This window comes from Pseudoxanthomonas sp. 134C1, from assembly GCF_057773065.1.
The window spans coordinates 115,644-134,640 of record NZ_JBYMTH010000001.1 but is presented as its reverse complement, the minus strand read 5'-3'; the positions used below and the strand labels follow the sequence as shown (position 1 = coordinate 134,640).

The 18,997-nt window shown below is 68.7% G+C and carries 19 protein-coding genes; 10 read left to right on the top strand and 9 right to left on the bottom strand.

Annotation, left to right across the window (positions count from 1 at the left end):
• Positions 1–67 precede the first annotated feature (67 nt).
• Complete coding sequence (locus AC3DEZ_RS00565) at positions 68–325, top strand: GlsB/YeaQ/YmgE family stress response membrane protein (protein WP_447103886.1); 258 nt, start codon at positions 68–70, stop codon at positions 323–325.
• A gap of 129 nt (positions 326–454) precedes the next feature.
• Here AC3DEZ_RS00565 and xth read toward each other — a convergent pair whose 3' ends face one another.
• The 3 genes from xth to AC3DEZ_RS00550 all read right to left on the bottom strand — a co-directional run bounded on the left by xth (position 455) and on the right by AC3DEZ_RS00550 (position 4,583).
• On the bottom strand, positions 455–1,225 hold the full coding sequence (gene xth, locus AC3DEZ_RS00560) for an exodeoxyribonuclease III (protein ID WP_488386460.1): 771 nt from the start codon (positions 1,223–1,225) through the stop codon (positions 455–457).
• 106 nt (positions 1,226–1,331) lie between these two features.
• On the bottom strand, positions 1,332–2,888 hold the full coding sequence (locus tag AC3DEZ_RS00555; protein ID WP_488386459.1) for an MFS transporter: 1,557 nt from the start codon (positions 2,886–2,888) through the stop codon (positions 1,332–1,334).
• 285 nt (positions 2,889–3,173) lie between these two features.
• Entirely contained in the window at positions 3,174–4,583 is a 1,410-nt protein-coding gene (locus AC3DEZ_RS00550) for a coniferyl aldehyde dehydrogenase (RefSeq protein WP_488386458.1), read from the bottom strand.
• A gap of 50 nt (positions 4,584–4,633) precedes the next feature.
• On the opposite strand from AC3DEZ_RS00550, the gene AC3DEZ_RS00545 reads away from it, so the two are divergent.
• Together AC3DEZ_RS00545 and AC3DEZ_RS00540 are read left to right on the top strand one after the other, a co-directional pair.
• On the top strand, positions 4,634–5,176 hold the full coding sequence (locus tag AC3DEZ_RS00545) for a gamma carbonic anhydrase family protein (protein WP_488386457.1): 543 nt from the start codon (positions 4,634–4,636) through the stop codon (positions 5,174–5,176).
• Between the two features lie 234 nt (positions 5,177–5,410).
• On the top strand, positions 5,411–6,256 hold the full coding sequence (locus AC3DEZ_RS00540; RefSeq protein WP_488387025.1) for a DUF2167 domain-containing protein: 846 nt from the start codon (positions 5,411–5,413) through the stop codon (positions 6,254–6,256).
• Positions 6,257–6,272: 16 nt separating this feature from the next.
• On the opposite strand, the gene AC3DEZ_RS00535 is transcribed toward AC3DEZ_RS00540, so the two are convergent.
• Positions 6,273–6,539 (bottom strand): YkgJ family cysteine cluster protein, encoded by a 267-nt coding sequence (locus AC3DEZ_RS00535; RefSeq protein WP_488386456.1) that lies wholly within the window; start codon positions 6,537–6,539, stop codon positions 6,273–6,275.
• Positions 6,540–6,693: 154 nt separating this feature from the next.
• Here AC3DEZ_RS00535 and AC3DEZ_RS00530 point away from each other — a divergent pair, with 154 nt between their 5' ends.
• Genes AC3DEZ_RS00530 through AC3DEZ_RS00505 form a run of 6 tightly spaced genes read left to right on the top strand, consistent with a single transcriptional unit; the run spans position 6,694 to position 13,380 of the window.
• Positions 6,694–7,377: an RDD family protein gene (locus tag AC3DEZ_RS00530; RefSeq protein WP_447103880.1), complete on the top strand. Its 684-nt coding sequence runs from the start codon at positions 6,694–6,696 to the stop codon at positions 7,375–7,377.
• Positions 7,374–8,369 carry a stage II sporulation protein M gene (locus tag AC3DEZ_RS00525; RefSeq protein WP_488386455.1) on the top strand — a complete coding sequence of 332 codons (996 nt, stop codon included), beginning with the start codon at positions 7,374–7,376 and terminating at the stop codon, positions 8,367–8,369. Before AC3DEZ_RS00530 ends, AC3DEZ_RS00525 begins: the two co-directional genes overlap by 4 nt.
• Positions 8,359–9,921: a DUF4129 domain-containing protein gene (locus AC3DEZ_RS00520; protein ID WP_488386454.1), complete on the top strand. Its 1,563-nt coding sequence runs from the start codon at positions 8,359–8,361 to the stop codon at positions 9,919–9,921. The genes AC3DEZ_RS00525 and AC3DEZ_RS00520 overlap by 11 nt, the downstream gene beginning before the upstream one ends.
• Positions 9,918–11,096: a DUF4350 domain-containing protein gene (locus AC3DEZ_RS00515; RefSeq protein WP_488386453.1), complete on the top strand. Its 1,179-nt coding sequence runs from the start codon at positions 9,918–9,920 to the stop codon at positions 11,094–11,096. The genes AC3DEZ_RS00520 and AC3DEZ_RS00515 overlap by 4 nt, the downstream gene beginning before the upstream one ends.
• Positions 11,093–12,085: an AAA family ATPase gene (locus tag AC3DEZ_RS00510; protein WP_488386452.1), complete on the top strand. Its 993-nt coding sequence runs from the start codon at positions 11,093–11,095 to the stop codon at positions 12,083–12,085. The genes AC3DEZ_RS00515 and AC3DEZ_RS00510 overlap by 4 nt, the downstream gene beginning before the upstream one ends.
• Complete coding sequence (locus AC3DEZ_RS00505; RefSeq protein ID WP_488386451.1) at positions 12,082–13,380, top strand: DUF58 domain-containing protein; 1,299 nt, start codon at positions 12,082–12,084, stop codon at positions 13,378–13,380. Before AC3DEZ_RS00510 ends, AC3DEZ_RS00505 begins: the two co-directional genes overlap by 4 nt.
• Positions 13,381–13,407: 27 nt before the next feature.
• Here the strand turns inward: AC3DEZ_RS00505 and AC3DEZ_RS00500 are convergent, their stop codons facing one another.
• Positions 13,408–13,758, bottom strand: a complete 351-nt coding sequence (locus tag AC3DEZ_RS00500) for a hypothetical protein (protein ID WP_488386450.1) — start codon at positions 13,756–13,758, stop codon at positions 13,408–13,410.
• Between the two features lie 19 nt (positions 13,759–13,777).
• On the bottom strand, positions 13,778–14,626 hold the full coding sequence (aroE, locus tag AC3DEZ_RS00495; protein ID WP_488386449.1) for a shikimate dehydrogenase: 849 nt from the start codon (positions 14,624–14,626) through the stop codon (positions 13,778–13,780).
• A 48-nt stretch (positions 14,627–14,674) separates the two neighbouring features.
• On the opposite strand from aroE, the gene AC3DEZ_RS00490 reads away from it, so the two are divergent.
• The gene (locus AC3DEZ_RS00490; RefSeq protein WP_488386448.1) at positions 14,675–15,571 is read left to right on the top strand and encodes a TolB family protein; all 897 of its coding nucleotides are present in this window, start codon (positions 14,675–14,677) and stop codon (positions 15,569–15,571) included.
• Positions 15,572–15,773: 202 nt separating this feature from the next.
• Here AC3DEZ_RS00490 and hemB read toward each other — a convergent pair whose 3' ends face one another.
• The 3 genes from hemB to AC3DEZ_RS00475 all read right to left on the bottom strand — a co-directional run bounded on the left by hemB (position 15,774) and on the right by AC3DEZ_RS00475 (position 18,964).
• Entirely contained in the window at positions 15,774–16,763 is a 990-nt protein-coding gene (gene hemB, locus AC3DEZ_RS00485) for a porphobilinogen synthase (RefSeq protein ID WP_447103871.1), read from the bottom strand.
• Positions 16,764–16,896: 133 nt separating this feature from the next.
• The gene (locus AC3DEZ_RS00480; protein ID WP_488386447.1) at positions 16,897–18,513 is read right to left on the bottom strand and encodes a PA domain-containing protein; all 1,617 of its coding nucleotides are present in this window, start codon (positions 18,511–18,513) and stop codon (positions 16,897–16,899) included.
• Entirely contained in the window at positions 18,506–18,964 is a 459-nt protein-coding gene (locus AC3DEZ_RS00475; protein WP_488386446.1) for a post-PEP-CTERM-1 domain-containing protein, read from the bottom strand. Before AC3DEZ_RS00475 ends, AC3DEZ_RS00480 begins: the two co-directional genes overlap by 8 nt.
• Positions 18,965–18,997 lie beyond the last annotated feature (33 nt).

The following is an 18,997-nucleotide window of genomic DNA, read 5'->3' as shown; positions in this document are numbered from 1 at the left end:
GCGACCGCTTAATCCCACGAACCCCTCGGGTTCGGGGCCGAGTCCACAACGGAAGGAGACAGGCAGAATGAATTTTCTCATCTATCTGATCGTCGGTGGCATCGCGGGCTGGTTGGCCAGCATCGTGATGAAGCGCGATGGTTCGCAGGGCATCATCCTCAACATCGTCGTCGGCATCATCGGCGGCTTCCTGGGCGGCTGGCTGCTGCCGGCGCTGGGACTGGGCCTGGGGGGCGGCTGGGTCGGCTTCCTGGTCACCGCCTTCATCGGCGCGGTGGTGCTGCTGCTGATCGTCAACCTCTTCACCCGGGGGCGCGCACGCTGACGCCACGATGATCCGGTTTCGCTGCGGCCGCGTGCGCTGATTCGAGACGCACCCAAGGTCCGTGGCATCACAAAGGCCCGGCGCGCGCGCGTCGGGCCTTTGTTCATTCCGGCGCCGCGGCTGCGGCGATCAGACGGCCAGCTGCACCCAGGCCGGCGCGTGGTCGCTGGGACGATCCCAGGTACGTGGCTCGCGATCGATGCCGGAGGCCGCGGCCTGCGCGCGCAGCGCGTCCGAAACCAGGGTGAGGTCGATGCGCAGGCCAAGGTTGCGGCGCAGGCCGCCCATCCGGTAGTCCCACCAGCTGTACACGCCGGCTTCGTCGTTGTGCAGGCGGAAGGCGTCGTGCAGGCCGAGCGCCTGGAGGCGCCGCAACGCGTCGCGTTCGGCCACCGAGGTCAGGATGTGGTCATCGCCCCAGACCTTGGGGTCGTACACGTCGCGATCGTCCGGGGCGATGTTGAAATCGCCCAGCACGACCATCTTCGGGTGCCGTTGCAGTTCCTCCGCCAGCCAGCCGTGCACGGCGTCCAGCCAGCGCAGCTTGTAGGCGTACTTGTCGGTGCCCACGTCCTGGCCGTTGACCACGTACAGGTTGACGATGCGCACGTCGCCGACGGTCGCCGCGATCACCCGTTTCTGCTCGTCCTCGAAACCGGGGATGCCCATCTGCACGTCGATGGCCGGCACCCGCGACAGGATCGCCACGCCGTTGTAGGTCTTCTGCCCGGTGAAGATGCTGCGATAGCCCAGGCCGGCCAGCGCGGTATCCGGAAAGCGGTGATCCTCCAGCTTGGTTTCCTGGATGCCCACCACGTCGGGCGAGAACGCGCCCAGCCATTGCTCCAGATGCGGTTGGCGCACGTTGAGCGAGTTGACGTTCCAGCTGGCGATTTTCATCCCGTGCATCCGTGTGCGTGGGCGCCCGCGAGCGCCGGAGGGGCGTCAGTGTAAGTGATGCGCGCGCCATCGCGTCCGCGCGACGGGCAGCGGCTTCGCGAACGCATCACGCGCCCGGTGCCTCGCTGGCCACGTCGGCGATGTGGCCCTCGCCCTCGCCGTCGCGCATCAGGTGCGCCGCCATCCAGGCCGCCAGCAGCATCATCGCTCCACCGAACACCGCGACCAGCCGCATCGCGTCGGTGAACGCGGTGCGCGCGGTCGTTTCGATGGCGGCTGCCTGGCCGGCCGGCAGCGCTTCGGCGGTGGCGATCGCGCCGCCCAGCGTGGACAGCGCATGTCCGGCGGCGGCGTGGGCCAGATCCGCGGGCAATGCCGGTTCCAGCCAGAAGCGGTACAGCGCCATGCCGGCGCTGCCGAGCAGCGCGATGCCCAGCGCGCCGCTGAGTTCCGCGCTGGTCTCGGCCAATGCCGAGGCCGCGCCGGCGCGTTCCGGCGGCGCGGTGGTGATGATCAGTTCGTTGCCCACGGTGAACACCGGCGCCAGGCCGATGCTCATCGCCAGCATGCCGGTGATCAGGATCCACAGTCCGTGCGGCGGCATCACCAGCGCGGTGATGCCGAAACCGACCGCCGCCAGCAGCAGGCCGCGCACCATCACCCGGCGCGCGCCCCAGTGCCGGGCCAGACGTGGCGCCAGCAGCGACCCGAAGGTGAAGCACAGCGACCAGGGCACCGTCGCCAGCCCCGCCTGCAGCGGCGACAGGCCGAGGACCAGTTGCAGGTACTGGGTCATGAAGATGTACACGCCCATCATCGACAGGCCCGCGAGCGCGTACGCGACGATGGCCGCGCTGAAGGCGGGACGCCGGAACAGGGTGACGTCGAGGAACGGGTAGTCCAGATGGCGCTGGCGGCGCACGAACAGCACGCCCAGCACCAGGCCGACGGCCAGTATCAGCAACCCGCGCGTATCGGCGCCGTACTCGGCGATCCGCTTGAGCCCGTACACCACCGCCAGCACGCCCAGCAGCGACTGCGCCATGCTGGCCGGATCCAGCCGGCCGGCGTCGGGATCGCGGTACTCCGGCAGCAGCTTCGGTCCGAGCAGCAACAGCAGCACCATCACCGGCACCGCCGCCAGAAAGGCCGCGCCCCACCAGAACCACTCCAGCAGCAGCCCGCCCACCAAGGGGCCAATCGCGCCACCGACCGAGAAACTGGCGATCCACACGCCAATCGCGAATTGCCGCTCGTGTTCGTCATGGAACATGTTGCGGATCAGCGACATCGTCGAGGGCGCCAGGGTGGCGCCGGCCACGCCGAGCAACGCGCGCATCGCGATCAGCATCTCCGCGCTGCGCGAGAACGCCGCGATGATCGAGGCGACGGCGAAAGCGGCGGCGCCAATCAGCAGCAGGCGCCGCCGGCCGATGCGGTCGCCCAGCGTGCCCATCGTGATCAGGAAGCCGGCCACCAGGAAACCGTAGATGTCGACGATCCACAGCAACTGCGACGTCGATGGATTGAGATCGGCGCTGATCGCCGGCAACGCCAGGTTGAGCACGGTCAAATCCATCGCGTAGACCATGCAGGGCAGCGCGATGGCGGCCAGGCCCATCCATTCGCGGCGGGTGGCCTTGGAGGACATCGGGGAGGTCATGGCGGGTCCTGTGCGGGGTGACCAGACTATGACGCGCGAGCAGGGCGGTTTTCGACATCGGGGAATACCCGGGCCGCGCGTTTTCTTCCTTCGCCGGAATGGTGGTGTGAAGGAATGGCTGACCCCGTCGCCCTCATCCCGGCGAACGCCGGGACCCATTTTCTTTTTTTCGCCGGAACATCCTCCGCCCTGCATGGCAATGGATTCCGGCGTCCGCCGGAACAACGGGGAGAGATTCCGGCCCGCTTCGGCATCGCCGATACAGGGCCGGAAGGCCGCCCGCCTCTAGCGGACGATGAAATCGATGAACCGCGCGACCCTGGCGTAGGGCGGCTTGAGCATGTCGCTGCCGGCACGGCGGCTCTGCCAGAGAATCGGCAACGCCTTGCTGAATGCGTCGAAGCCGGCCTTGCCGTGGTAGGCACCCATGCCGCTGGGACCGATGCCACCGAACGGCAGGTCGTTGATGCCGAAGTGCAGCACGGTGTCGTTGACTGTGACGCCGCCGGCCAGGGTGTTCTTCAGGATCTTCTCGATCCGGTTGCGGTCGTTGCTGAAGGGATACAGCGCCAACGGACGGTCATGCGCATTGACGTAGGCGATGGCCTCGTCCAGCGAACCGACCGAGCGGATCGGCAGGATCGGACCGAAAATCTCGTCCTGCATCACCTTGGCGTCGTCGCCCGGATCCAGCACCAGGGTCGGCGGGAACAGTCGTTCCCGCGCGTCCTCGGCGCCGGCCAGCGGAATCACCGTCAGGCCGCGCGCCCGCGCGTCGTCCAGGTAGCCGCGCAGGCGGGCGAACTGGCCATCGTTGATGATCCGGGTGTAGTCGCCCGGGTTCTGCAGATCGCCATAGCGCGCCTTCACCTGCCTGCGCAGCGCCTCCACCAGCGCGTCGCGGCGGTGCGCGGCGATCAGCACGTAGTCCGGGGCGATGCAGGTCTGGCCGCCGTTGAACCATTTGCCGGTCGCCAGCCGCGCCGCCGCCTGATCCAGCGGATAGTCGTCGCAGACGATGGCCGGCGACTTGCCGCCGAGTTCCAGGGTCAGCGGGGTCAGCTGGGGCGCGGCGGCAGCCATGACCTTGCGGCCCACCGCGGTGGAGCCGGTGAACACCAGATGGTCGAACGGCAGGCCGGCGAACGCGGCGGCGACCTCGGGACCGCCGCTGGCGACCGCCACGCGATCGGGCGGGAATACTTCGGCCAGCAGCTCGCGCAGGAACGCGGTGGTGCGTGGCGTGTGTTCCGATGGCTTCAGGTACACATGGTTGCCGGCGGCGATGGCGGTGGCCAGCGGAATCAGGGCCAGGTTGACCGGATAGTTCCACGGCGCGATCACGCCGACCACGCCGACCGGCTCGGGCCGGATCTCCGCACTGGCGGGCCAGAAACGCCAGCCCACTCCGACCCGGCGAGGCTGCATCCAGCGGCGCAGGTGCTTGAGCAGGTGATCGATCTCGTTGAGCACGGTCATGCCGTCGGCGATCCGGCTCTCGTGCAGCGAGCGGTGGCCGAAGTCGGCGGCGATGGTGCGGGCCATTTCATCCAGCCGGCGCTTGAGCGCATCGCGCAGGCACTGCAGGTCCGCCTGCCGCTGGGCGAGGTCGGGCCGTCGCGCCTGCCAGGCCGCGCGCAGGCGATCGAGGGTGGATGAAAGTTCGGTCACGGGCGTGTCGGCGGGAGTGTCCATGCACCGGAGTGTAGGCCCGGACGCGTGCGTATGGTGGCTACAATGGCGACATGACCGCTATCCGCCCCTATCTTGACCGTTTTCCCGCCCTCGGCCCGCGCGTCTATGTGGATCCGGCCGCAACCGTGATCGGTGACGTCGAACTGGCCGAGGACGTCTCGGTGTGGCCGGGCACGGTTATCCGCGGCGACGTCAACCACATCCGCATCGGCGCCCGCACCAACGTGCAGGACGGCACCATCATCCACGTCAGTCATCACAGCCCGTACAACCGGGCCGGTCATCCCACCCTGATCGGCGCGGATGTCACCGTCGGCCATGGCACCATCATCCACGCCTGCACCATCGAGGACCTGTGCCTGATCGGCATGGGCGCGTGCATCCTGGACGGAGCGACGGTCAAGAAACACGGCTTCGTCGGCGCCGGCGCGGTGGTCGGTCCCGGCAAGGTCGTGGGCGAGGCGGAGCTGTGGCTGGGCAATCCGGCCCGCTTCGCCCGCCGGCTCAGCGACAGGGAAATCGAGAGCCTGCACTACTCGGCCGCCCACTACGTGCGGCTGAAGGACCAATACCTGCAGCCGCCGAAGGACTGACGCCGTCCGGTTTCCGCGGACCGGTCGGAACCGGCTGGATTTGCCGCGATTGCGCTCCCGCTTGCCCGGAACCACAGGAAGTTCTTTGCCGATGGCCAGGGGCTTGCCTGCCGTCGATGCTCCGGCAACACTGGCGCGGGACAGGGATCTGTCCATCAACGGGGAAGAAAAATGCTGAAACCATGGTTCGGTGGCCTGCTGGCCGCCGCGATGCTGGCGTGGGGAACGCCGGCGATGGCGCAGGAAGGCGGGGAAGACGCGGGCGCGCAGAGCGCCGAGCAGTTCGTCGCGGGATTGCAGTTCAAGGAGGGTGACGTCACGGTGCCGAAGGCGCACGCGCAGTTCCGGCTGACGCCGGAATTCCGCTATCTGGATCAGGCCGACGCCCGCCGCGTGCTGGAGGATCTGTGGGGCAACCCGCCGGACGAATCGGTGCTGGGCCTGATCGTGCCGCGCAAGCCGGACCTGCTGGCCGACGACAGCTGGGCGGTGGTGGTCACCTACTCGGACGAAGGTTATGTCTCCGACGAGGACGCCGCCAAGATCGACTACGCCGAGATGCTGACCGAAATGAAGGCGTCCACGCGCGAGGAGAACAGCGCGCGCAAGGAGGCCGGCTACGGCACCGTGGATCTGGTCGGCTGGGCGGTGCCGCCGCGTTACGACGGTTCCGCCAAGAAGCTCTACTGGGCCAAGGAGCTGTCGTTCGACGGCAACGCCGAGCACACCCTGAACTACGACATCCGCGTGCTTGGCCGGCACGGCTACCTCAGTCTCAACGCGGTGGCCGGCATGTCCGAACTGGCGCAGGTGCAGAAAGGGATGCAGGAACTGCTGCCGATGACCGAGTTCGACGCGGGTGCGCGCTACGCCGACTTCAACGCATCCACCGACAAGGTCGCCAGCTACGGCCTGGCCGCGCTGGTCGGTGGCGGACTCGCGGCGAAAGCCGGATTGTTCGCCAAGATCGGCCTGGTGCTGGCCAAGTTCTGGAAGCTGCTGCTGATCGGCGTGGTCGCCGTCGGCGCCGGCATCCGTCGCGTGTTCGGCGGCAAGAAAGAAAAGCCGACCGTCAGTTGAGATGCGCCACCAGACCTCAGGGCCGGGTGGCTCGCTCCAGCGCGTCCAGGTAGGCCATGGCCTCCTGGCGGCTGTGGCCGCACATCTCCGGTCCCGGTTTGAGCGTGGCGCAGAACCGCGGGCGTTCCGGACGTCCGAACAGGCGGCAGCGCAATGCTTCATCCAGTTGCACGCAGGGAACGCCCGCCGGCTTGCCGGCGGGCATGCCGGGAATGGGCGAGGCGATCGATGGCGCCGTGCAGCAGGCGGCGCAGCCGGTACGGCAGGAAAAGGGCGATGACATGCCGGCAGTGTAGCCACGCGCGGACTGGGCAAGCGTGGTGCCGACGGCTAAAGTCGCGACGTACGGAAAACAGGAACACGGGATCGCGCATGGCGCGCAGCACGCAGACCTCGCCAGGACGGCGCATCGCCGTGGGCCGGCATCGGGTGACGGGGTGAGACTGGATACCTACCGCGAGGTGATCACGCCCGAAGGCGTGGCCTTGCACCTGCCCGCGTCCGGGCCGGTGCCGCGCGCCGTGGCGTGGTCGATCGATCTGGCGGTGCGGCTGGGCATCCTGTTCGTCGTCGGCACCGTGCTCGGCCTGATGGGCAAGATGGGCCAGGGCCTGTCGATGGTGCTGATGTTCGTCGTGTACTGGATCTATCCGATCGCGCTGGAAGCGATCTGGAACGGACAGACCATCGGCAAGCGCGCGATGGGCCTGCGGGTGGTGTCGGCCGATGGCGCACCGTTGGGCTGGCTGGCCGCGATTACCCGCAACCTGCTGCGCACGGTCGACATGTTGCCGTTCGGTTACATGGCCGGGCTGGTCACCAGCCTCGCCGATCCGCATGGCCGCCGCCTCGGCGACATGGTGGCCAGGACCGTGGTGGTGCATGTGGACCACGCGCGCGAGCCGGTGCCGGCGCCCGCCAACGTGGTGGTGCCGGTGCCGCCGGGACTGCCGCCGGACGAGCAGGCCGCGATCGTCGCGTTCGGCGAGCGGGCGCCGCTGCTGACGCCCGCGCGCCAGGCCGAACTGGCGGACATCGTCGCGCCGCTGACCCAGGCGCAGGGACAGGCCGGCGTGTTGCGGCTGTACGGCATGGCCAACTGGCTGGTGGGGCGCCGATGAGGCAGGAGCAGTTCGTCGCCCGCCACCAGCGCGAATGGCTGGCCTTCGAACAATGGCTGGATGTCCGCGGCGAACCCGGGCAGGCGCGGGATCAGCGCAACCGCGCCGAACTGGCCGACGAGGACGTGCCGGCGCGCTACCGGCGGGTCTGCGAACAGTTGGCGCTGGCGCGCAAGCGCGGCTACAGCCCGCAGATCACCGATCGCCTGCAGCAGCTGATGCAGCGCGGGCACAACCTGCTGTACCGCACGCCACCGCCGCGCTGGCGGCGCGCGCTGGTTTTCGTGCTGGCGGACTTCCCGCGCCTGGTGCGCAGCGAGGCCGCCTGCATGTGGATCGCCGCGGCGCTGTTCGCGCTGCCGATGGTGATCCTGTTCGTGCTGCTGCAGTACCAGCCGGAACTGATCCACGGGATCAAGGCGCCCGAGGAAATCGCCTCGATGGAGCGGATGTTCGATCCCGGCGATCCGCGTCACCGGCTGGGACGCGATTCGGGCAGCGACTGGTACATGTTCGGCGTCTACATCATGAACAACACCAGCATCGGCCTGCGCGTGTTCGCCAGCGGGTTGCTGGGTTGCCTGGGACCGATCTACGTCCTGATCTTCAATGGTGTCGACATCGGCGCCTCGTTCGGCCATCTGCAGCAGATGGGATCGGCGGATCCGCTGTGGCGCTTCGTCGCCGGCCACGCGCCGTTCGAACTGACCGCGATCGTGATCACCGGCGGCGCCGGCCTGCGGCTGGGCTACAACCTGCTGGCTCCGGGACGGCGGCGGCGCGTCGATGCGCTGGTCGAGGCCGGCTGGAAAGGCGCGCGGATCTGCCTGGGCGCGGCGCTGATGTTCTTCATCGCCGCCTTCATCGAGGCGTTCTGGTCCTCGATCCAGTCGATTCCCGCATCGGTCAAGTACGGCGTCTCGGCGACCCTGTGGACGCTGGTGCTGCTGTGGCTGTGGCGCGGCGGCCGGGGAACCACCGATGAGGCTTGAGCAGCTCACCGTCCAGCTGCGCGCGCGTTCCTCCTGGGAGGCGATGGAACTGGGCATGGCGCTGGTGCGCCGGCACGCGGCGGCGATCTGGAAGCCCTGGCTGCTGGTGACGCTGCCGGTGTTCGCGCTGCTCAACGCGGCCGGCTGGGCGCTGGACCTGATCGGCCTGGCCGGATTCCTGATGTGGTGGCTCAAGCCGGTATTCGACCGCATCCCGCTCTACGTGGCCTCGCGTGCGGTGTTCGGCGCGGTGCCCGGGACGCGTGAGACCCTGCGCGCGCAGGCGACCTGGGGCTGGAAGCCGATACCGCACTACCTGACCTGGCGCCGGTTCAGCCCGGCGCGCTCGCTGTACCTGCCGGTGGATCTGCTGGAAGGCGTGCAGGGCCAGCGGCTGCGCGAGCGCAGACGGGTGCTGGGCGGGGCGATCTACGGCAACGCGGCGTTGCTGACCCTGGTGTGCCTGCATTTCGAGGGCGCGCTGTTCCTGGGCGGCATCGCCGGCATCCTGATGTTCACGCCGCTGGATCTGCTGCCGGAAACCCTGCGCACCACCTGGACGCTGATCGCCGAGCAGTCGCCGGTCTGGGTGAAGATCGGCCTCAACGCGATGGCGTGGATGGCGGTGTCGGTGATCGAGCCCTTCTTCGTCGGCGCCGGATTCGGTCTGTACCTCAACCGTCGCACCCAGCTGGAAGCCTGGGACGTGGAGATCGTGTTCCGCAAGCTGCGTGGCCGGCTCGCCCGGGGCGCGTCGACGCTGATCGTCGCGCTCGCCGTGCTGGGCGGAGCAATGGCGGGACCGGCGCGGGCACAGGACGCGCCGGACGCGCCGGCGCCGCACGAATCCAGTGACGCGGACGCGGCGCCGAAACCACCGACCCTGCCGGAAGTGTTCGGCGATCAGCGGGTGGATGACGACGCATTCCGTCGCGCGGGCGAACAGGCCTATCGCGATCCGTCGCTCAACCGCACCGTCGTGCAGAAGCAATGGGAACGCATCGACAAGGCGACCGCCAAGCCAGAGCAGGCGCCGCCACGGTCGGCATGGCTGCAGGGCGTGGTGGCGATGTTCGCCTTCCTCGCCGAATGGGGCCTGTGGATCCTGGCCGGCCTGCTGGTGCTGACCCTGCTGCTGACCGCACGCTATTGGTTGCCGTGGATGCGCGGGAAGGGAGGCGGCCAAGCCACGGGGTTCGATACCGGGACCACGCGCGAACCGGCGATGGTGGCCGAGGCGTTGCCCGACGATGTGGCCACCGTCGCGCGCCGGTTGTGGCGCGAAGGACGCGCGCGCGACGCGCTGGCGCTGGTGTACCGCGCCGGCGTGCAGGCGATGGGCCGGCACGCGCAGGTGGAGCTGCCGCCGGGCGCCACCGAGGCGGAGTGTCTGCGGCTGTCGAGGCGGATGGCGCAGGCCGAGGATCGGCAGCTGTTCGCCCGGGTCGTCCGGGTCTGGCAATACGCGGCCTACGCCCAGCGTCTGCCGGAAGAGGCGGAATTCGAATCCCTGCTCGGACAGATGCAGGCGCGCGGCGGGTGGCTGGCATGAAGCGCTCCACCCGGACGGCGCTCATCGTTGGCCTGGTCGTGCTCGGCGGCCTGCTGGCCGCCGCGGGCGTCCATTGGTTCCAGCGCAACTACCATCGGGTCGAACAGACCCTGTACCTGCCGCCCAGCGGCGAAGCGGCCTACAACCCGTTGTACGCGCTGCGCAGGACGCTGGAGGCCGATGGGGTGAAGGCGCAGTCGCGGCAGCGCCTCGCGCTGGACGCGCATCCGCCGGGACCGCGCGACACCGTGCTGCTGTTCAACGAGGCCGGCGGCCTGGACGCGCTCCAGACCGAACGATTGCTGGATTGGGTCGAGGGCGGCGGCCATCTGCTGGTGCGCACGCCACCCGCGAAACTCTGGGACGGCAGTCCTGACCCGTTGTTGTTCGCGTCCCTCGGCGTCGAAACGCAGGACGAGGGCAGTTGCGCCGATTTCCAGGTGGAGGGCCAGCGCCCGCACGTGGAATTCTGCCGCGGACGCCGGTTCCGCCTGCACGACGTGGAACCGGAACTCGCCTGGGGCGATCTGGATGCGGGCTACGTCTTCGCCCGGCTGGGGCACGGGGATGGCCATGTCGACGTGCTGGCCGATTTCGATTTCCTGGTGAACCAGGGCGCATCCGGCAATCCGTTCGGGGATCCGCTCAAGCGCCCGCTGGGCGGCCTGCGCGATGTGCCGCACCAGGCGCTGGCACGCCAGCTGCTGGCGCCCAACTACGGCGCCGGCACCATGCATCTGATCTATGCCGCCGACATGCCCTCGCTGCTGCGCACGATCCTGTTCCGCGGCTGGATGGTGTGGGCGCCGCTGCTGATCGCGCTGATGGCGTGGCTGTGGTCGCGCATGCAGCCGTTCGGCCCGGCGTTGCCGGCACCGCCGATGGATCGGCGATCGCTGCTGGAGCATGTGCGCGCCAGCGGCGATCACTTGTTCCGCTACGGGCGCGGCGTGCTGCTCTACACCGCCGCGAGGCAGGCATTCCTGGCCCGCCTGCGCCGGCGCGACCCCGTCGCCGCCGCACTGGCGGGCGATGCCCAGGCTGAAGCGGTGGCCGAACGCCTGGGCGTTCCCGTCGACGCCGTGCGTACCGCCCTGCAGACGCCGTCCACGCACGACAAGGCCGGCTTCCGCGACCGCATTTCCACCCTGATCCAGCTGAGAAACCGACTATGAACGATTCCACCGCCGCGCCGGCAGGCGCACTCACCGGCGAACTCCTGGCCGAACGCGCCGCCCAGGTGCGCGAGGAAGTGTCCAAGGCGTTCATCGGCCAGGCCGAGGTGCTGGACCAGATCCTGATCGCGCTGCTGGCCGGCGGCCACGTGCTGATCGAGGGCGTGCCCGGCCTGGGCAAGACCCTGCTGGTGCGCGCGCTGGCGCAGGCGCTGGAACTGACCTACGCGCGCGTGCAGTTCACCCCGGACCTGATGCCCAGCGATGTCAGCGGCCATGCCGTCTACGACCCCAAGACCGAGAGCTTCAAGATCCGGCGGGGCCCGGTCTTCACCCACCTGCTGCTGGCCGATGAGATAAACCGCGCGCCGGCCAAAACCCAGTCCGCGTTGCTGGAAGTCATGCAGGAAGGGCAGGTGACCATCGAAGGCAAGTCGTTCGAACTGGCGCCGCCATTCATGACCCTGGCCACCCAGAACCCGGTCGAACAGGAAGGCACCTACCCGCTGCCGGAAGCGCAGCTGGATCGCTTCCTGCTGAAAATCCTGATCGACTATCCGGCGCTGGACGACGAAAAGCGGATGGTCGATGCGATCACCACCGGCCGCACCGCCGGCGATTTCGATCTGTCGCAGGTCCGGCGCGTGCTCGGCGCGGCCGACATCATCGCCATGCAGCGCGGCACCGCCGCGGTGACGGTGGACGAACAGGTCATCGACTACGCGGTCCGCATCGTCGCCGCCACCCGCAAATGGCCCGGCATCTCGCTCGGCGCCGGCCCGCGCGGCAGCATCGCGCTGGTGCGCGCGGCGCGTGCGCAGGCGGTGCTGCAGGGACGCGATTTCGTCACGCCCGACGATGTGCGCGACATCGCCACGCCCGCGCTGCGGCATCGCATCGCGTTGGCGCCGGAACTGCAGATCGAGGGCCAATCCCCGGATGATGTGCTGCGCGCATTGCTGGCCAAGGTGGAAGCGCCGCGCAAATGAGGCCCGCCTGGCCACTGATCGCCTGCCTGGCGCTGTGGGGCCTGTCCGGCCTGGCGGTGCTGTTCGCCGGTGTGCCTTTGCCCATCTGGCTGGGCACGGGCGCGGTGGTCATCCTGCTGGCCTCGTTCGACGCGCTATTGCTGCTGCTGCGGCCCTCGCCGACGGTAGTGCGGGAAATGCCGGAAGCGTGGCCGCTGGGCATCACGCGCGAGATCGTGGTGCGGCTGGAGACCCGCGTGCCGCAGCGCGTGGACGTGTTCGACCTCCACCCCGGCCACTGGACCATGCAGGGCCTGCCACAGCGGCTGCGCCTGCGGCGCGGCGAGACCACGTCGTTCCACTACCGCCTGAGCCCGACCGAGCGCGGCGACGCGGTGTTCGCGGGCGTGCAGGTCCGCCTGCATTCGCCGCTGCGGCTGTGGTGGCAGTCGCGGCAACTCGACGAGCCGCGCACGGTGCGGGTCTATCCGGATTTCGCACCGCTGACCCGCTTCGCGCTGTTCAGCGCCGAACAGGCCTCGCGCCTGGTCGGCGCGCATCTCAAGCGCCGGCGCGGCGAGGGCACCGATTTCAACCAGATGCGCGAGTACCGGGTGGGCGACAGCCTGCGCCAGATCGACTGGAAGGCGACCGCACGCGCGCGCAAGTTGATTTCTCGCGAGTATCAGGACGAGAAGAACCAGCAACTGGTGATGCTGATGGACACCGGCCGCCGGATGATGGCGCGCGAAGGCGGCCTGTCCCATTTCGATCACGCGCTCAACGCGAGCCTGGTGGTGTCTTACCTGGCCCTGCGCCAGGGCGACGCGGTCGGCCTGGGCGCCAGCGGCGGCGAACGCCGCTGGGTCGCGCCGCAGCGCGGCATGGGCGCGATCGACACCCTGCTACGGGCCAGCTACGACCTGCAGCCGCAGCCGGTGGCGACGGACTACCTGGCCGCGGCCACCGAACTGTCGCTGCGCCAGCGCCGGCGTTCGCTGGTGATGCTGGTGACCAACGTGCGCGACGAGGACATCGAGGAACTGCTGGCGGCCGTGCGCCTGCTGCAGAAGCGCCACCTGGTCTGCGTGGCCAGCCTGCGCGAGCGCGAATTGGACGAGGCGCTGTCCGCGCCGGTGAAGGATCTTTCCGGCGCGGTCCATGCCGGCGCGATCGCCCGCTACCTGGAACAGCGCGCGATTGCCCACGATGCCCTGCGCCGCCATCACGTGATGGTGCTGGACGTGACCTGCGCGGATCTGCCGGCCGCGCTGGTGGAACGCTACCTGGCGGTCAAGCGCGACGGCCTGCTGTAGCGCTTCCGCGGGAACAACGCGCCATCGTCACGGGGCGTTGCGCGCGCGCATCGCCTTGCTGGCGCCCCAGGCCAGCAGCACCAGTCCGACCGAGGCGATCACGCCGATCAGCAGATTCGCCGCCGAAATGATCGCGAAGATGCTGCCGGGCGCCGAGCCGCTCTCCGCCATCCGGTGAATGTGCAGCGTCTGCACCAGGCTCAATGTCAATTGCAGGAGGGCCGAACCGAGCAGCAGGCCGGCGCCCCAGAGCGCAACCACGCGGCCGGGCGAGGATTGCGTCCACATCCACAGCAGCGCGAGCGCGATGGCGCAGGCCAGCAGGTGGGGCAGGTGGTAGGCCGCCACGGTCAGTATTTGAATTGAAAGTGCATCCATGCGGTATCTCCGGAAAAGGTCAGTCGGCGGTCACCAGCAGCGCATCCTTGCCGCGCAGCGCGGCGTACACCACGTCGCTGTCCGGGCGCGTGCCATGCCAGGCTTCGAAGGCTTCGGCGGCCTGTTCCACCAGCATGCCCAGGCCGTCCACCGCGTCGCGGCAGCCGGCGGCCTTGGCCCAGGCCAGGAACGGGATGGAGGCCTCGCCGTAGTTCAGATCCACGGCCAGGGTGCGCGGCGTGGTCAGGGTGAACGGAAGATCGAAATCCTCGCCGCCATCGCGCGCCGCCGAGGTGGCGTTGACGATCAGGCCGAAGTCGCCGATGTCGCCGAGATCCTGCCAGTAGCGCGACAGCGCGCGATCCGGTTCGCCCATCGCGTCGATCAGCGCATCGGCGCGCTCGGGCGTGCGGTTGACCACGATCAGTTCCGACACGCCGGCATCCAGCAGCGCCGGGGCGACGCCGCGCGCGGCGCCGCCGGCGCCCAGCATCAGCGCGCGGCGGCCACGCAGATCCAGGCCGTTGCGTCCGGTCAGGTCGCGCACCAGGCCGATGCCGTCGGTGTTGTCGCCCTGCCACTGGCCATCGTTCCAGCTCAGGGTGTTGACCGCGCCCGCTCGCCGCGCCCGTTCGCTGGTGCGCGTGCAGATCGCGAAGGCGGCTTCCTTCAGAGGCAGGGTCACGTTGGCGCCCTTGCCGCCCTCGCCGACGAAACGATCCAGCGCGGAGACGAATTCATGCGGCGGCGCGTCGATGGCGGTATAGACCAGCGGGATTCCGGTCTGGCGCGCGAAAGCGGCGTGGATGCGGGGCGAGAGCGAGTGGGAGACCGGATGGCCGAAAACGGCGTAACGAACGGTGGACATGGCTTGGTATATATCCCGTGGGTGAGGGAACCGGCACGGAGCGACACCATGAAACCAACACGGGCGGCTGCCGTCCTGATCGGCAGTCTACTCTCAGCCGCCGCGGCCGGGCAGCTGGCCGAATTCGGCATCGAAGGCATGGGCGTGGTGTCCACGCCGGCCACCGAAGTGCGCGGCAGCGTGAGTCCGGACGGCCAGCGGATCGTCTGGGGAAGCACTGATCGCGCGGGCGGCGCCGGTGGCTGGGACCTGTGGCAGGCGTCCCTGCGGGACAAGCGCTGGGCCGAACCCGAACCGTTGCCGATCAATTCGACCGCCAACGACTTCGACCCGTTGCTCAGCGCGGACGGGCGCTGGCTGTACTTCTTCTCCAACCGGCCCGGTGGCCATGGCGGCGACGATCTCTATCGCGCCGCGGTGAAGCCGGATGGTGGATTCGGCGAGCCGGAAAACCTGGGACCGGGGGTCAACAGCGCCGGCAACGAATGGGCGCCCACGCCCAGTGCCGACGGACGCCGGCTGCTGTTCGCCAGCAACGGTTTCGGCGGCGCGGGCCGTCATGATCTGTTCGTGGCGCGCTGGAACGGCAAGGCGTTCGTCGATCCGAAGCCGGTGCCGGGCATCAACACCGCGGTGGACGAATTCGACGCCGCCTGGCTCGATGGCGGCAAGGCGTTGGTGTTCGCGCGTTCGGATCGCGCGGGTGAACAGCCCATCCAGTTGTTCGTGGCCGAATGCGATGGCCAGGCCTACACCGGCATCGCGCCATGGTCGCTGTCGTTCAACTCGGCGGAGGGCACCACGCTGGGACCGGTGGTGGATCCCTCGCGGCCCAATGAGATGCTGGTGAGCGGCGCGGCGCGCGCGCCGGCCGCGGGCAAGCTGGACATCTATCGGACGCTGGCGCCGACCCGGCGCGGCAAGACGGGCTGCCTGCCGGCGTGAATCATGACGGAGGAAGCGGCAAAAATGCTGGCTCCCGGCAGGAAACTTTCCACTTCAGCCCCTTTTTTAAAAAGGGGGCAGGCATCTGCGCAGCAGATGACGGGGGAATGTTCCTGGCGCCAAGAGCAAATCCCCCTTAATCCCCCTTAATCCCCCTTTTTTAAAGGGGGAGGCAAAGCAATGCTCTTTCCCGAATCCCGAATCAGCCCTCGCGCAACCAGCGCGCGGCGTCCAGCGCGAAATAGGTCAGGATGCCATCGGCGCCGGCCCGCTTGAACGCCGTCAGCGCTTCCAGCGTGCAGGCGCGTTCGTCGAGCCAGCCATTGGCGTACGCGGCTTTCAACATCGCGTACTCGCCACTGACCTGGTAGGCGAAAGTGGGCACGCCGAACTCGTCCTTCACCCGCCGCACCACGTCCAGATAGGGCATGCCCGGCTTGACCATCACCATGTCCGCGCCCTCATCCAGATCCAGCGCCACTTCGTGCAGCGCCTCGTTGGTGTTGGCGGGATCCATCTGGTAGGTGAACTTGTTGCCCTTGCCCAGGTTGCCGGCGCTGCCCACCGCATCGCGGAACGGGCCGTAGAACGCGGAGGCGTACTTGGCCGAGTAGGCCATGATGCGGGTGTGGATGTGGCCTTCCTCTTCCAGCGCGCCGCGGATCGCGCCGATGCGGCCGTCCATCATGTCGCTGGGGGCGACGATGTCCACGCCGGCGCGCGCGTGCGACAGCGCCTGCTTGACCAACGCCTCGACGGTGATGTCGTTCATCACGTAGCCGCTGTCGTCGATGATGCCGTCCTGGCCGTGGGTGGTGAACGGATCCAGCGCCACGTCGGTCATCACGCCGAGTTCCGGAAAGCGCTGCTTGATCGCGCGCACGGCGCGCTGGGCCAGGCCGTCGTCGTCCCAGGCCGCCTCGGCATCCAGCGACTTGGCTTCCGGCGCGGTGACCGGGAACAGCGCCAGCACCGGCACGCGCAGTTCGGCGGCCTGCTCGGCGACTTTCAGCAGTTCGTCGATGGACAGGCGATCCACGCCCGGCATCGAAGGCACCGCCTCGCGGCCCTTCAATTCATGGACGAAGACCGGATAGATCAGATCATTGGCGGTGAGCACGTGCTCGCGCATCAACCGGCGGGAGAAATCGTCGCGACGCATGCGGCGCGGACGCGTATAGGGATAAGCCATCGCTCGCTCCTGGGGGATGCCGCGATCATACGCCCCCGGATCCCGGCGGATCTGCGACCAATGCGCGCAGGCCCGCGCGGACATGGGAACGGCGCCTCTCGGCGCCGTTCCGGGACTGCCTATCCGCTTGTTTTTACTTGGTGATCCTGGCCGCGCAGGACATCACCTTGCCGCCCTGGTTGCCGACCAGCACACCGGCCGCCAGCGCCCGTCCCTTGTAGGCGTCCATGCAGCTCTGGTACGCACCCTTGCTGCTGTTGGTGCGCAGGCACAGATTGCTCCAGGCCTGCACGTTGGCGCCCGGAATCAGACCACCGGTGCCGACCACGTCCACGTTCGTCGCGCAGTTGCCGATGCGCGCGTTGCCGGGATTGAGCTGCCAGCCAATGTCCTGGAACAGCGCCGGCGTCAGATCCAGATTCACCTCGCCACGCAGGGTGGAGGTGATCGCCGGCTCCATCAACGCATTGGGGACCAGCGCGGTGTCGTAGTGCGAGAACGACGAGCCGCTTTCATACGGATTCGGCGCGTACAGCCGCACCCGCCCGCTGTTGTCGGCACCCTGCAGCAACGCCGCATCCACGCCATAGCCGACGCTCGCCGGCAGGTTGGCGCGGATCAGCGCACCATCGGCCTGCGACACGCCCAGGCTGGGAATGGTGATCGCCGGATCGCTGCCGCCCATGGCCGGCTGCCCGGCGACATTGTTGGCGACCAGCATGCCCGTGGCCCCGGCCGTCTGCACGTTCGCGGCCTTGACCACGAAATTGCAGTTGCCGCGATCCACCAGGGCGATGTTGCCCGCCACCGCGGCGGCGTTGCCGAGCGGCTCGCAACCGTCGGTGGTGCTGACGCCAACATCCAGCGCCGCGACCACGGTGCCGCCGAAATTGGCGGTGGAAGGCACCGGTCCGAAGTTGGCGAAGCCGACGTCGTAGCTGCCTGCGATCACCGCCGGCGCGGTGACCTTCAGTACGCTGCGGTTGTCCAGCACCAGCGCGGCCTGGCCGTTGACGTTGCCGCCGGTCCACACCAGTCGTCCGGTATTGCGCAGCGCGGTGGCGCGTTGCGTGGCGGTCAGCTGCGGGAAGGTCGCCGCCAGCGTGTTGTCGTAGGCGAAGGTGGAATAGATGTCCTGGCGTCCGCTGAGGAAACCGCCGGCCGAGTTGGTGAAGCCCTGGAAGCCCAGGCCGTGGCCGATCTCGTGCATCACCACGTTGAGGAAATTGATCTTGCCGGCCGGCGTGTTGCCGTCCAGTCCGTAGTACCAGTCCTGGCCGGTCAGGCAGTTGGGATTGACGCCGATGTCGCCGTTGAAGCGCGAGTTGATGTCGATGAAGCCGGGATTGAGATCACTGCCGGCCAACGAGTCCGCCAACGCCGAGGAGTACCAGGTGTTGGGCACCACGCCGGGCGCGAAATCGGAGAACACGAACGTGGTGCCGGCCGAGCCGAGCGTCGCGCTGGTCGGCGTGCACGCCAGCGGCTGGAAGCTGGCACCGACATAGATGGTGACATCGCTCTGCAGCACCGAACCCCACAGATCCATCGCGAACTGGTAGGCGAGGGTACGCTGGGCGCCGAGTGTGGTGCCGGGGTTGAATCCTTCGGGCGCCTTCGGAGTGGGATCGTCCAGGCCCAGTCCGGTGCCGGCGTCGCCGCTGACCAGGACCAGATCGGCGGCGGTCGCCGGCAAGGCGCAGGCAAGGGCCGCCAGCAGGGCGGCGCGCAACGGGATCATCCTATTCATCGCTGGCCTCCTTCGCCTGCGGCAGCTTCGATGCGTCGTCGGCGTGGCCCACGCGCAACTGGCCATCCGCGCCGCGGACGATCATCAGGTCGGTCATGCTGCTTTCCGGTACCGGCTGGGCCACGCCGCCAGCGGGCAGCCGACGCTGGCCGGCCTGCGCCTCGGTCTCGGTGGCGGGAGCCACGAAGCCCTTCTTGCCCGTGCCCGGTGGTTCGGCGCGACGCGCCTTGGCGGCGGTACCGCGCGACTGTTCACTGAGCTGCCGGCGTTCTTCCTGGGTCAGTGGCCGCAGCTTGCCGGTCCTGGGGTCGATGGCGACCTTGCTGTCGACGGCGGTGGCGTCGGTCTGGGCGGGCGTCGCCGCGGACGGCGCGGATTGGGGACTGGCCTGGGCGGTCAGGCAGACGGCGAAACCCGCCAGCAGCCACCAGGACGGATGCGAGTGCTTCATGAGGCGCTCCATTGCAGGACAACAGGGACGCCT